Below are 13,593 nucleotides of genomic sequence, written 5' to 3'. Positions count from 1 at the left end.
GAGGATTTTCCATGCAAGCGCTTCCTGAATTCAAACGAGTGGTCACCGGTCACGATCAGCAGGGCCAGGCCATCATCGCCAGCAACGGGCCGACGCCTAACGTTTTCCCGCTAACGGCGGTGCCGGGCACGGTGTTTTATGAACTGTGGAACAGTACTGCCAGCCCCGCTTTGCTCGACAACGCCAGTGATCCAAGCAGCAAGCCATTGCAACTCAGCCCCGTGGCACGGGGCAGTGTCATCCGGGTGGTGGATATTCCACCGGACAGCGTGCAGAACCAGGTCAGCGCCGACGATGCCGCGGCGGTCTTCGCCGAAATAGGTGAAGTCCATGCAGGCACCGGCCAACGTGACTCCAAACATAAGTTGATGCACCGCACCGAGACCCTCGACTACGGCATCGTCACCGAAGGTGAAGTGTGGCTGGTGCTGGATGAGGAGGAGGTGCACCTCAAACGCGGCGATGTGGTGGTTCAACGCGGCACCAATCACGCCTGGAGCAACCGCACCGAAGCGATGGCGCGCATGGTCTTCATCCTGCTCGACGGGCGCTATGCCGCTGAATTGAGCAACCTCAAGGGAGCATCGGCATGAAGCTCGCCACCCTGAAAAACGGCAATCGCGATGGTCAGCTCGTGGTGGTCTCGCGGGATCTTGCCTGGGCGCTGGATGCCAGTTCTGTGGCGCTTACCCTGCAAGAGGCCATCGAAAACTGGAGTAGCGCCGAGCCTCGCTTGCAGCTGCTGTCGAAGCAGTTGAATGCGGGCGAGGCGGCGGATGCCTTTACCTTCGACCCCGCCCAGGCGATGGCGCCATTACCCCGTGCTTATCAATGGTGCGATGGCTCGGCCTTTCTCAGCCACGGTGCGCTGATGCAGAAAGCGTTCAATCTCGATCCCATCGACGGGGTCGAACGCACGCCGCTGATGTACCAGGGGGCCGGCGACGATTTCATTGGCGCACGCGACGATATCGCTTTGCCGAGCGAGAGTCAGGGCATCGACTTCGAAGGCGAGTTTGTGGTGCTGGTGGATGATGTGCCTATGGGCTGCGACGCCGAGCAGGCGCAGCAACACATCAAGCTGATCCTGCAAATTAACGACGTCAGTTTGCGCGCCCTGGCCCCTCGGGAAATGAGTACGGGTTTTGGATTCTTGCAGGCCAAACCGTCCTCCAGCTTCGCTCCGCTGGCCATCACACCGGACGAATTGGGCAATGCCTGGCGCGACGGCCGTGTGCATTTGCCTTTGCAGGTGCACTGGAATGGCCAGTGGTTTGGTCATCCGCACGGCGGGCAGATGAACTTCAGTTTCGGTCAGTTAATCGCTCACGCCGCGCTCACTCGAAGACTGCGTGCAGGTACGCTGATGGGTTCCGGAACGGTCTCCAATGCCGAAAGAAGCGCGGGATCGGCATGCATCGCCGAGCGTCGCGCCATCGAGATGATTGAGCATGGTGCCGCTCAGACCGGCTACATGCGCTTTGGAGACCGCGTGCACATGGATGTCACGGGCAGCGATGGCCAGTCGCTGTTCGGTGCAATCGATCAGTGCGTCGTTCAGGCTCAGGACTGAGGAGCGGCATATGCGTGTGTTGATTACCGGTGCCAATGGGTTTGTCGGGCGTGAGCTGGTGCGTTGCCTGCTGGCGGTTGGCAGCTTGCGAGGGCAGGCCATTGGTTCGTTGCTGGTACTGGATAAAGACTTGCAGGACTTGCCGGAGGACACACGTCTTCGCCGTCATTTCGGCAGCGTGACTGATCCGGCCTTGATGCGTCGGGTATTGGCCGACGGCATTGATGTGGTATTCCATCTGGTCAGTGTTCCAGGTGGCGCCGCAGAAGAGCATTACGAACTCGGTTACCAGGTCAATCTGCTGGCCAGCCTGGAATTGCTCAACCAACTGCGCAACAAAACCCGGCCGCCAGTTTTGGTGTATGCGAGCAGTGTTGCGGTGTACGGCGGGGTTCTTCCCGCGCGAATGAACGAGACAGCCGAACTGCATCCCGAATTGTCCTATGGCACCCACAAAGCCATGGTGGAAAGCGTCATCAGTGACCTTGCCCGACGGGGAGATGTTGACGGTCGTGTGTTGCGCCTGCCTGGCATCGTCGCCCGGCCTCGCGAACCCAATGGGTTGCGCTCTGCATTCATGAGCGACCTGATGCGGGCCTTTGCTGAAGATGAGCCCTATCAATGCCCGGTCTCACCAGAGGCAACAGCGTGGTGGATGTCCTCCCGCTGTTGCGTGAACAACCTGATCCACGCTGCAGAACTGGAAGGTACCTTGCTCGCGGCACAGCGTGTATGGCAGTTGCCGGTGCTGCATTTGTCGATTGCCCAGGTCATCGACGCATTGGCTGAGCGCTATGGGCAAGAGCGCCGCGCATTGATCAGCCATGCGCCCGACGCCAGGCTGGAAGCATTGTTCGGACGTATGCCGCCATTGAAAACGCCGCAGGCGCGCGCCGCCGGTTTCAACCATGACCGCAATGCTGCAACGCTGGTCCGCAATGCCCTTAATCCTTCGAATTCCCGACATTCGCCACTGAACGGAGACACGTTTCATGTCGCAGCCAACTAAGCCAAAACGTCGTCTCGTCGACCTCTCGGTCACACTCGACAATAACCCCTACACCGATCCGCCACCGTTACTGCCGAAGATCGATTACATGGATCACCAGCAAGGATGGCCCGAAATGGCCGCAATGTTTCCAGGCTTGCAACTTGAGCAGATGCCGGGCAACGAATCCTGGGCCGCAGAGCGACTGCACATCACTACACACAGCGGTACGCACATGGATGCGCCTTGGCATTACGCGTCGACCACCAATGGGGGGCAGCCGGCTTTTGGTATCGATGAGCTGCCGCTCGATTGGTGCCTGCAACCCGGTGTGAAACTGGATTTTCGGCACATGGTCGATGGTCATGTGGTGACCGCTGACGAAATAGAAGCTGAACTCGCGCGCATTGGCCACGCGTTGCAGCCATTGGACATCGTGCTGATCAACACCCGTGCCGGCGCGTTGTTCGGCCAGCCGGGATATCTCGATGCCGGCGTCGGCATCGGTCGTGAAGCCACGATGTATCTGCTTGAGCGAGGGGTGCGTGTCGTAGGCACCGACGCCTGGAGTTGGGATGCACCGTTCAAGTACACCCGTGAACGTTTTGCAGCCGACGGCGATGCCTCGATTATTTGGGAAGGGCACAAGGCCGGACGCGATATCGGGTATGGGCAAATGGAAAAACTGGCCAACCTGGAGTCCCTGCCATCGAGTGGCTTCGTGGTGTCGTGTTTCCCTTACAAGATCAAGCACGCATCGGCCGGGTTTGTTCGGGCAGTGGCGATATTCGAAGAGTAAGGCGCCTGTGGAAAATGCAGAAACAGGCCTCGGACCAACACAATAAGAGAAAAGAACATGCCACTTTTTTGTCTGCCTGAAACATTACTGGCGACAGCGCTGGCGCTGGGCAGCAGTCTGGTCCTGGCGGCTAGTGCTGATACGGCGCAGCCGAATATTTTGCTGATTTTGGCGGATGACCTGGGGTATTCCGACCTGGGCAGTTATGGCGGCGAAATCAGCACACCAACCCTGGATCAACTGGCCAGAGACGGGTTGCAGTTCACCAACATGTACGCGGCGCCGACCTGTTCGATCACACGCTCGATGCTGATGTCCGGCACCGACAATCACCTGGTCGGACTCGGCACCATGGCTGAAGCGTTGCAACCGTTCCAACGTGGCAAGCCGGGCTACGAGGGCTATCTGAACCAGCACTCGTACTCGATAGCCGAACTGCTGAAAAAGGGCGGCTACAGCACGTTGATGGTGGGCAAATGGCACCTGGGCCTTGAGGCGGATCAAGGCCCGGATCATCGCGGCTTCGAGCAGTCTTTCACCCTGCTCGAGGGCGGCGCATCGCACTTTAAACCTGCCAGCGTAGACCCCAGCAAGCTTGAGCAAGTGCACTATCGCGAAAACGGTAAGGCCGTGGGGCTGCCGGACAACTTTTACTCCACGGATTTCTACACCGACAAGCTGATCAGTTACCTGCAAAACAGCAAAAAGGACGGTAAGCCGTTTTTTGCCTACGCCGCTTACACCTCGCCGCACTGGCCACTGCAAGCGCCCAAGGAATATCTCGACAAGTACCAGGGACGATTTGATCAGGGCTATGACAGCGTGCGCGTGGCGCGTATCCAGCGTATGAAAAGCCTCGGTGTCATGGCCAACGATGCCCGACCTGCGCAGCCACTGCCGGTTAATCCCAAGCTGCCAGGGTGGCAACAAATGAGCCCTGAGCAGCAGCGAATTGAAGCGCGCAAGATGGAAATTTATGCCGCCATGGTCGATAACCTCGACCATAACATTGGCCGACTGATCGATTACTTGCGTCAAAGCGGGCAATACGACAATACCTTGATCGTGTTCATGTCGGACAACGGTGCGGCGGGGGAGAACCATGCACAGTTCTATCCGCCGGGCGCACTCACTGACAATAGCTTTGCCAACCTCGGACAAAAGGGTTCTCAGATCGACTATGGCTTGCGCTGGGCTGAGGTTAGCGCAGCGCCATTCCACTTGTTCAAAGGCACCACCGCAGAGGGCGGTATCAGCGTGCCGGCGATCATCCAGTTGCCCAAGGTCCTGCGTCGCCAAGGCATGGAGCGCGGCGTTGCGCGAGTAGATGACCTGGCCCCGACCTTTTTAGAGCTGGCGGGTATCGCATTGCCAAGCGAAGCGCCAACGGATGCGCGTAAACACCCGATCACTGGTAAATCAATGCTGCCAATGCTTACCGGTAATGGCAGCCCGCACACTACTGACAGCCTGGCTGGCGAACTGTTTGGTAATGCCTATTATCGAGAGGGAAATCTTAAGCTGTTGGGCCTTCGACCCCAGACAGGCTTTGGTGAAAACGCGCAACCATTGCAATGGCAATTATTTGATTTGGCACAGGATCGCGGCGAAACCGCGGACCTGGCTGCCTCCAGACCAGAGACGGTACAACGGCTCAAGGATGCGTGGTTGCAGTATGCAAGGAAGGTCGGTGTTGTTTTTGCCGGGCAGTAGCTTGCGGTTTCAGCCGGTTGTGGCAGGCAGCAATCGATACTGCCCCCGCCGATGACCTCTGAAGCAGAAGCAGGCGGGGGTTTCAATAACGATGGCTTCATGTATGACGCGGCAAAAAACGAACACGCTTGCCCGGCTGGAGAGGTTCGCCTTTGGGCTGTCTTCAATCGCACTCAATGTTCATGCCTGTGGTGCGCGTCTGGAAAGTGCAGGTGGGTGTGCTTCATTGGCTCGTGCTTGTGCCAATGTTGGTGCTTCGTGCCGGGCGCGACGGGTTCATCGTGATCATGTTGATGGTGTTCGTCGTGTGCATGCTCGTGGTTGTGCTCCATGACCTCATGCCGATGCTCGTGTTCATGGCGTTCCGTGAGGTGTAGCCAAATGCCAATGGCCATTAGCGATCCGGCAATCAGCAGCGGTAGCGTGACGGGATCGCCCATGGCGACGGCCAGCAATGTCCCTAAAAACGGTGCCACCGAGAAGTAAGCGCCCGTACGGGCGGTGCCCAGATGGCGCAAGCCGATGACGAACAACGCCAGGCTGACGCCATAGGCCAGAAAGCCTACGACCAGGGCTCCTGCCAGGTTGGGCAGTGGCGGTAACGTCGCCCCCACACAAAAAGCCAGGACCAGGTTGACTGAACCCGCGACCAAACCCTTGACCGAGGCAATCCAGGTTGCGTCCGTCAGGGACACCTTGCGAGTCAGGTTGTTATCAATGCCCCAGGCAAAGCAGGCGCCAAGGACCGCCAGTGCTGGCCACAACCCGGCAAAGCTCGCTTCAGTGGGCCAACTCAGAACCAGCGCGCCGGCCACGATGGCGACCATGCCCAGCGCAATACGCCGGTCAAAGTTCTCTTTGAAGGCAAACCACGCGAGCAGGGCGGTAAACACACCTTCGGCATTAAGCAGCAGTGATGCCCCCGAGGCAGGCATGCCCGTTAATCCCACCATCAGCAAAACCGGCCCGGCAACACCACCCGCCGCAATTGCACCGGCGAACCAGAGCACTTCATGGCGCGGCAGACGCACGCCGGGCGCGCGGCTCAGCACTCGATATAGCGTCATTCCAAGTCCGGAACCCAGATAAAGCAAACCTGCCAGCAGCCAGGGACTGACACTGTCCAGCAGCAGTTTCGCCAGCGGTGTACCGGCACCGAATAGCACGGCGGCCCCGAGCGCGGCCAGTACACCCGATTGTCTCAGACCTTCCTTCCAGTTCATGTGTCCAACTCCCTGCTCAATGATGCCCAAGCTCAATCAGGAGGGAGTTTGGGAGGCTGTCTGGATCGATTCTCCTCGTTGAAAAGGGGAAACGGAAGGTTTTCCAAGCCTTATGGATTCAGGGCGGCGGCATGGACGGGGTGTCGGTCAATGGCCGTTGGCGGTCTGTCTCGAGAAACGCCATTCCTCAGCCTGGACGACCCGGCAGAATGGCCCCGCCAACGTTGCATTGTGGTGGGCAATGATGGCCTCAGCTTTGAGCGTTGGCGTATCAGAGCAGGTATGTCCATCGGCGATGAGCACAGCGTCGAAACCCAAATCCCGGGCGGCGCGGCAAGTACTGTCTACGCAGTATTGAGTTTTCATGCCGGTCACGACGATGCCTTCACAGCCGCGTTCGCGTAGCTGATAGGCCAGCTCAGTCGCTGCAAAGGCGTTGGGACGATTTTTCTCGAAAATCACTTCGTCTCCCATCAGCTGCAACTCCTGGACAAGCTCGGTGAGCGGACTGCCCGGCTCGATAGGGGAGCCAACCGGACCGAGGTGGCGGGCGAGAAAGATGGGGGCACCGGCCTCCCGCGCGTTACTCATCAGCCTATTCAATGTGCCTAAAAGCGCTTCACCGCCCCTGGGCCTGTCCGGGCCGTGAACGAGGCCTACCTGCATGTCGAGAATCAGTAGTGCATACATGTGCGTTTCCTTACGGTTGTGCCAAAAAATCCAGGGCAAAAAAAAGACCCGGTCCATTGCTGGCGGGTCTTCGGGTAATGCGTTGTTTTAACTCACACAACCCCCCGCGACCCGCCTGTGGCGGTCGTGAGGGTGGTGGTCGATTTGCTGCGTGGTGTAGTCATGACGCAGACCTTAACGTTGAAGCGCGGGTCTTGCAAGTCGGCCGAACCGCGCGCCTCAACCCCTGCTCGATAGCTCTATGATGGCTGCTTCAATGGCGAGCTGGTTCTCGTTAGTGGGATAGCCAGCCGTCTATGTCAATAAATCCAATCGGAAAGTTGCTTGGTTCTGAAGCGCATCAAATCGACTTTGCAAGAACTTAAAATATCTCCAGCGCCCGAGCCGTCCATCGCCGAGTCACCTTCCCATTGACACTGAGCATCCTTGAATTTTTCGAAAGCCTTCTGAGAGGCGAATAGCGAGGCAAGGGCTTTGGCCGTCGCACTCGAATCGATTTCCTTTGTCTTGGCTTTCAGTTTTTTGTAGGCGATATTCATTTGTGACGTGACTTCGCGAGTCTTACGCTCAAGGCAAGACTACAACGCTGTCCGGGGTTGATCGCCAATGGTGCTGTAGCATTCGTTCAATGCTCCAGCGTCGCTGGTCACTGTAGTTTTTGCTGCGGTGGTAGTAGGCATAGATGCCATATTGACCGCGTCATTTGTGATTGGATTCACATCAGGTTTCGCGGGTACTTGAGCGAGCACCGAGCAACAGATAGTAGGGGAATCACAATGGCTGAATACCGTTACACGAACGCGGATAGATTGAGTCAGCTTAAGAAACTGGAGTCAGCATTGCCCGAACTGATACGGGTCGCTAGTTCCACTCCAGCGATGACTTACGTTGAAGATTATCGTAAGGCGCTGGCGAAGGCCGTTGAGCTTCAAAAAATGGGCTTTACCCAAAATGAACTATCAGCCCTGGCGCGAGCCATCCCGGATGTTTTCGATCGACATAAAGATTGGATGCCACCCATGCACCAGATAGAGACTGGTGAATGGGTTGAGCACGAGTGGTGGACGTTACTTGATGAAAAATTACAGCCTGTCCTGAATCTTGCCAGAACGTTGCAAACGCTTGGGTACTACTAGTTACCTGCAGCAGCAATGTTGATTTATTCGCTTGCGACTCTGACGGCTTTCGTTTTTACACACTCTGGACCCAAAGCAGCCGGTCATGGGCCATACGAATATGCGCAAATTGGATCTCCTGCTCCGGTGTTAAATCGACCGCCTCTTGCGCTTTTGGAAAAGCAGCATCTCTGCTTCGGGCCCTTGATCGAGTGGAATCAAGGGCACGCTGCTATGTGAAATCTGACCCCGGAAACCTCTCCTCAAAATAAAGATTTTAATCTCGAACGCGTACTTTTCAGCTACGGAAACCAAGCCCGACTGTTTTCGACAGAATCGGCCAAAAACGGACATTAACCACACGCATTTACAAAGCCAATTTCAGAATGGTTTTGTCGGATTGGGGACTAATAGTGCGTCGCCAATGCCATAGAAATGCCCTCCGGCGATGTAATGCAGACTTCTTAAAGCGGGATCCGCTTTTTCGAATTGCCAATGCCGATTCTTGAATACACGGGTATCTGACCATGCGCCAACGATCTCGCCAATAAACAGATCGTACGTCTGCTGGTTATGTGGCTCAGTAATCAGTTTGCAGGCCAGCCATGCTGAGCATCCCGCTACGAATGGCTGGTCGTATTCATCGCTTCTATAAGCGCACGGGCAATATGTGATGCCGGATTGATGCACCGTAGTTTCACTTTACGCCCCTGTATGGCTGATGCCTTGTATTGATCGGTGTAATTGAAAGTGCTTCGATGCGTGTCGTAGCTTCTTGGTTATGATTTGTTCTTTTAGATGTGCTTGTGAATTGAGCGCGCTGATTGTGGATTTGGATGTGTGTAGTAAATCTTGCTAACCACAGTCCACTTGCCAGCGACCTTCAGCAGATGAAAGAAGTCTGTGAAGGAAATACCTGACATGTCGTTGGCGTCGATGCGAGCACTCGCCGCGGTACCGACGATATTGATGCTGGTGATAGCGGCTTGTGCGTTAGGAGAGGGTCGGAAATCCTTGTCGATCCCATCGAAGAGGCTTTGAATCGGGCCGCCTACCAGCTGGCCATCGGCGCCGACGCTGTACATCGTTGCATTCTTGCTGAATGCGGGCTTCATGATGCTGCTCTTGGCTTGCTTGCAGCCCTCGATGTACTTGCTTAGCACTTCGGTGATGGCTTGGTATTCTTGTACATAGGTAGGGTTGTTCATGGCTTTACTACTGATAGCGTGTTGGTCGCGCGGTAGTTCTTCTGCTTGAGCAGTCGCGCTTAGGCTGGTAACCATTGCCACGAAAAATAAGGCCTTGAGAATAGTTGTTTTCATTTAGTTGCTCCTAACTAAGGGTTGCATGTGCTGATTAATGTTCAGCTGCAAAAAAACGCAGCGACATCGCGAGACACTTTGTGCCGCTGTAGCCTCGCGATGAAATGAGTGGCGTGTTTTTTGTCATGAATGCCGCAGCGTTGCCGTGACCTGCGGGTTCATTCGTTTTGCAATTACTGGCTTAGGTTCGTTTTGAGTTCTTGTGATGCTTGCGTGATCGCGCTTTGCGCTGCCGGCAGATGGTTGAACGCGTTCGATAGCCCAAAATCGTGAATCATGCCGTTGTAGCGCACCGACCTCACCTGCACACCCGCAGCGTCGAGCTTGCGGCCGTAAGCTTCGGCTTCATCGCGCAGGACATCGAATTCAGCAGTCTGGATCAACGTTGGCGGCAAGCCTTTCAACTGCTCGCGCGTCGCCTGCAGCGGCGATGCGTAAATCTGCTTGCGTGCCTCGGCGTCGGTTGTGTAGTTGTCCCAGAACCACACCATGAGATCTTTGGTCAGGAAGTAGCCGCTGGCAAACTCCTTGTACGACGGCGTGTCGAAGTTTGCATCCGTTACCGGGCACAGCAATACCTGCGAACGCAGTGCAGGTGAGCCTTTCTCGTTCGCCATCAGGGCAACAGCTGCGGCCAGGTTGCCACCTGCGCTGTTACCCGCTACGGCCAGGCGCTTGCCGTCGACGTTGATCGCCTGGCCATGCTCGGCCACCCATTTGGTTGCGGCATAGGCTTGCTCGATGGCAACGCCGTATCCCGCCTCAGGCGACAGGCTGTAGTTAACGAACACCGCCACCGCGCCAGAGCCTGCCACCAGGTCACGCACCAGCCGTTCGTGTGTTGGGAAGTCGCCCAGCACCCAGCCGCCGCCGTGGAAGTACATGAACACGGGCAGGGTCTTCTGTTGGCTGCCGGCCGGGCGCACGATGGTAAGTTTCAGGTCGCTGTCATTGATACGAATTGTCTTCTCGCTGACCTCAGCTGCCGGCAAGGCCACGTTGGAGGCGGCCTGGGCACCCGCCAGCGCTGCGCGGGCATCGGTCGGCGACATGCTGTCGAGCGTCTGGCCGCCCTCAAGGGACTGCAAGAATTTTGCTACGTTGTGTTCGACGCCGGGCCGTTCGGCCGCAGAGACGCTACCAAGCGACAGGGCCACGACGGACAGGGCGAAATCGGGGGTGAGAGGTTTCATGATTTTTCCTTTTTATCGCCTGAGTGTGTGCGTCATTAAATAGCGGCCTGTTTTATTACTTTGTTCGCCTGCGGTTAGGCGATCGAAGTCAGCGGATTTCAGGCGGTGTGCCGGACGCACAGGTGCAGCGCCGCTCGGCTGCAAATAAAAACACGACAGATAGGGTTGAAAGCCTCATCTGCCGCGTGCTCAAGGAAGGTAGATATTCAAGGCGCGACGTGGGTGTGGAAGATCTTGCTGACGACCGTCCACTTGCCATCGACTTTCAGCAGGTTGAAGAAATCTGTAAAGCAAAAGCCCGATACGTCATTGGTGTCGATGCGCGCGCTGGCAGCGGTGCCTACGATGTCGATTTTGACGATTACACCTTGAGCTTCAGGAGACGGGCGGAACGCGCTGTCAATGCCATCGAACAATGTCTGAATCGGGCCGCCGGTCAGCTTACCGTCGCCATCGACGCTAAACATCGTTGCTTGCTCACTGAAAGCTGGCTTCATGATGCTGCTTTTGGCCTGCTTGCAGCCTTCGTTGTATTTGTTCAGTACCTCGACGATGGCTTGATATTCCGGCACATAAGTAGGTTTGTTCATGCTTGTACTCCTGGTTGTAATTCGAGTCATGTTAAAAAAACCGGCCACTTTTGGCCGGCATTGAGATCAACCCCTGCGACCATCCGCAGCGGCGTCCACCGCTGGGGCCAAAGGTCTCACTTTTGAAGTGTTGCTCAGTTGGCTTATCCTGCGAGCGTAGGCCAATCGGTGTAACCCTTTGCGCCGTTACCGTAATAGGTTTCGCGTGGCGCAACAGCGAGTTCTGCACCTTCTTTTAATCGACGCACCAAATCCGGATTAGCAATAAACGGGCGACCAAAAGCCACTGCATCGACCTTGCCTTCAGCACGGCGGGTAACGGCCAGTTCGATGTCGTAATTGTTGTTGCCGATGTATGGGCCTTTGAACCGTGCACGTAACGCATCGAGATCTACGTTCTCGGGAACAGTGCGTGACGTAGCGGTGGCGCCCTCGACAAAATGCATATAGGCGAGCTGGAAGCGATTCAGTTGCTCAATCAGATAGCCATAGGTTTGCATTACCTGGCTGTCCAAGGGCGTGTTGCCGGCATCTGGCGTCACGGGAGAGAGGCGAATGCCAACGCGGTCATGACCCCAGATCTCGACGACTGCGGCGGTTACTTCCAGCGTGAGTCGTGTGCGATTCTCAATCGAACCACCATATTGGTCGGTTCGCTGATTGGTAGAGTCGCGCAGGAACTGATCGAGCAAATAGCTATTGGCAGAGTGCACTTCAACACCATCAAAGCCGGCGCGTTTTGCGCATGCGGCGGCGTGTCGGTACTGCTCGATAATGCCTGGGATTTCGGATGTTTCCAGCGCTCGCGGCATGGAGACGTCCATCATTCCAGTTTCAGTGAAGGTCTGGCCTTCGGCTTTAATCGCCGAGGGCGCTACCGGTGCCGTGCCATCGGGCTGCAGGTCCACATGCGAGAAGCGCCCCACATGCCACAGTTGGCAAACAATAAGTCCACCAGCGGCATGCACCGCATCTGTTACCTGTTTCCAGCCTGCTACGTGCTCTTCAGTCCAGATGCCTGGCGTCAATGCATACCCACGCGCTTGCGCGGAAATATTGGTCGCTTCACTAATGATCAGACCGGCGCTGGCACGTTGTGCGTAGTAGCGAGCGTGCATTTCGTTGGGTACGCCTTTTGGCCCCATGCGGCTGCGCGTTAACGGGGCCATGACAATACGGTTAGCCAGAGATAAGGCTCCTAAAGTCATTGGAGTGAAAAGATCCGTTGATGGACTGTTGAGCGTCATTGTGATTCCTAGTGATAACTGTTCTGCCGGATGAAACTCCTTGCTATATCAACTATGGAGGTCAATGATAATGACGTAAATAGTCATAGGTGTAGATACAGTATGAGCAAAAAAGTCATAATGCAGAGCCCGACGCGCTCTGAGGGCATAGAGAGTTCACTTCCTTCACCGTCGGTGCATTTTCCCGGTCTTTTAACCTTTGAGGCTGCCGCCAGACATTTGAACTTCGCTCGCGCCGCCGCAGAAATCGGTGTCACGCCAACTGCGGTATCACGCACGATCAAAAGTGTGGAAGCGCAACTCAATGTGCGGCTATTCAATCGAACAACACGCAGTGTCAGCCTGACCGAGGCCGGCGCGTCATTGAACGCAGCATTAGCACCTGCGCTTGCTTTGATTAGAGATTCCTTGTCACAAGTCTTGCTCGCGACTGATCAACCATCTGGCACAGTACGCCTCAACTCTTCGTACGTTGCATACCGCATCTTGATCGAACCGCATCTAACCGCCTTCATGGAAAAATTCCCGCTGATTAATGTCGAGGTATCACTGGATAACCAACTTGGCGATATCGTTAATGCCGGTTTCGATATCGGCATGCGCATGGGGAAAAGAGTGCAAAACGACATGGTCGCGGTACAGTTGGGAGCGGCACAAAAAAGAATTGTGGTGGCTGCGCCGGATTACTTCAGCACGCGGGTTGAGCCGCAGACGCTGGAGCAACTGCTGAAGCACAACTGCATTCGCCAGCGGTATTCAGTTGGCGGAAGATTCTTTGAATGGAAGTTCGAAGATGGCGGGCAAATGGTTCAAATCGATATTCAAGGGCGTTTTATTTTTGACGAAATGAGATCCGTCCTTGATGCGGCAATACAAGGCCAAGGCATTGGGTTCGTTTTCGAGGACTTCGCGAAGCAAGCGTTAGAAAACGGTACGCTTAGTCAGATATTGAAGCAGCACAGCGGCATGGACGATGCGTTTCATCTTTACTACCCCCATCGTAAACACATGCCAGGCAAGCTGCGTGCGTTTGTCGATTTCATGCGTAGTGCTAATAAGGTCGGAAAGTTCTGATTTAACTTTCCCAATGCAGCATGTTCAGAAATATTCAGTAATCAGCACAAATGAAGTTAGAACATA

The 13,593-nt window shown here is 55.8% G+C and carries 13 protein-coding genes and 2 pseudogenes; 7 read left to right on the top strand and 8 right to left on the bottom strand.

The window, feature by feature from the left end:
- Positions 1 to 11: 11 nt before the first annotated feature.
- From ACA063_RS18395 to ACA063_RS18375, 5 genes are read left to right on the top strand one after another with little or no spacing between them, the layout of a single operon-like run.
- Complete coding sequence (locus tag ACA063_RS18395; RefSeq protein WP_497662820.1) at positions 12 to 593, top strand: cupin domain-containing protein; 582 nt, start codon at positions 12 to 14, stop codon at positions 591 to 593.
- Positions 590 to 1,573, top strand: a complete 984-nt coding sequence (locus tag ACA063_RS18390) for a fumarylacetoacetate hydrolase family protein (protein WP_497662819.1) — start codon at positions 590 to 592, stop codon at positions 1,571 to 1,573. The genes ACA063_RS18395 and ACA063_RS18390 overlap by 4 nt, the downstream gene beginning before the upstream one ends.
- A gap of 10 nt (positions 1,574 to 1,583) precedes the next feature.
- A complete protein-coding gene (locus ACA063_RS18385; protein ID WP_497662818.1) occupies positions 1,584 to 2,582 on the top strand; it encodes an NAD-dependent epimerase/dehydratase family protein in 999 nt (332 codons plus the stop codon).
- The gene (locus tag ACA063_RS18380; protein WP_497662817.1) at positions 2,566 to 3,360 is read left to right on the top strand and encodes a cyclase family protein; all 795 of its coding nucleotides are present in this window, start codon (positions 2,566 to 2,568) and stop codon (positions 3,358 to 3,360) included. Before ACA063_RS18385 ends, ACA063_RS18380 begins: the two co-directional genes overlap by 17 nt.
- A 57-nt stretch (positions 3,361 to 3,417) precedes the next feature.
- A complete protein-coding gene (locus ACA063_RS18375) occupies positions 3,418 to 5,073 on the top strand; it encodes an arylsulfatase (protein WP_497662816.1) in 1,656 nt (551 codons plus the stop codon).
- A 173-nt stretch (positions 5,074 to 5,246) separates the two neighbouring features.
- Here ACA063_RS18375 and ACA063_RS18370 read toward each other — a convergent pair whose 3' ends face one another.
- The 3 genes and pseudogenes from ACA063_RS18370 to ACA063_RS18360 form a co-directional block, all read right to left on the bottom strand.
- Positions 5,247 to 6,296, bottom strand: coding sequence for a DMT family transporter (locus ACA063_RS18370; RefSeq protein ID WP_497662815.1), 1,050 nt, complete (start codon positions 6,294 to 6,296; stop codon positions 5,247 to 5,249).
- Positions 6,297 to 6,443: 147 nt separating this feature from the next.
- Complete coding sequence (locus ACA063_RS18365; RefSeq protein WP_497662814.1) at positions 6,444 to 6,986, bottom strand: cysteine hydrolase family protein; 543 nt, start codon at positions 6,984 to 6,986, stop codon at positions 6,444 to 6,446.
- Positions 6,987 to 7,285: 299 nt separating this feature from the next.
- Positions 7,286 to 7,549, bottom strand: a pseudogene (locus ACA063_RS18360) (lysozyme inhibitor LprI family protein); the annotation flags it as partial.
- Between the two features lie 213 nt (positions 7,550 to 7,762).
- Here ACA063_RS18360 and ACA063_RS18355 point away from each other — a divergent pair.
- Complete coding sequence (locus tag ACA063_RS18355) at positions 7,763 to 8,122, top strand: hypothetical protein (RefSeq protein ID WP_497662813.1); 360 nt, start codon at positions 7,763 to 7,765, stop codon at positions 8,120 to 8,122.
- A gap of 360 nt (positions 8,123 to 8,482) precedes the next feature.
- On the opposite strand, the pseudogene ACA063_RS18350 reads toward ACA063_RS18355, so the two are convergent.
- From ACA063_RS18350 to ACA063_RS18330, 5 genes and pseudogenes are all read right to left on the bottom strand, one after another.
- A pseudogene (locus ACA063_RS18350) lies at positions 8,483 to 8,740 on the bottom strand (flavin reductase); the annotation flags it as partial.
- Between the two features lie 155 nt (positions 8,741 to 8,895).
- A complete protein-coding gene (locus ACA063_RS18345; protein WP_497666547.1) occupies positions 8,896 to 9,309 on the bottom strand; it encodes a nuclear transport factor 2 family protein in 414 nt (137 codons plus the stop codon).
- A 287-nt stretch (positions 9,310 to 9,596) separates the two neighbouring features.
- Positions 9,597 to 10,616, bottom strand: coding sequence for an alpha/beta hydrolase (locus ACA063_RS18340; RefSeq protein ID WP_497662812.1), 1,020 nt, complete (start codon positions 10,614 to 10,616; stop codon positions 9,597 to 9,599).
- A gap of 206 nt (positions 10,617 to 10,822) precedes the next feature.
- Positions 10,823 to 11,206, bottom strand: coding sequence for a nuclear transport factor 2 family protein (locus tag ACA063_RS18335; protein ID WP_057711794.1), 384 nt, complete (start codon positions 11,204 to 11,206; stop codon positions 10,823 to 10,825).
- A gap of 143 nt (positions 11,207 to 11,349) precedes the next feature.
- Positions 11,350 to 12,453: an alkene reductase gene (locus tag ACA063_RS18330; RefSeq protein WP_497662811.1), complete on the bottom strand. Its 1,104-nt coding sequence runs from the start codon at positions 12,451 to 12,453 to the stop codon at positions 11,350 to 11,352.
- A gap of 102 nt (positions 12,454 to 12,555) precedes the next feature.
- On the opposite strand from ACA063_RS18330, the gene ACA063_RS18325 reads away from it, so the two are divergent.
- On the top strand, positions 12,556 to 13,527 hold the full coding sequence (locus ACA063_RS18325) for a LysR family transcriptional regulator (RefSeq protein WP_497662810.1): 972 nt from the start codon (positions 12,556 to 12,558) through the stop codon (positions 13,525 to 13,527).
- Positions 13,528 to 13,593: the final 66 nt, after the last annotated feature.

It is taken from the genome of Pseudomonas sp. LBUM1643, assembly GCF_059716215.1.
Note: the sequence above shows the minus strand (reverse complement) of the source record. Positions and strands in the feature narration are given on the sequence as shown.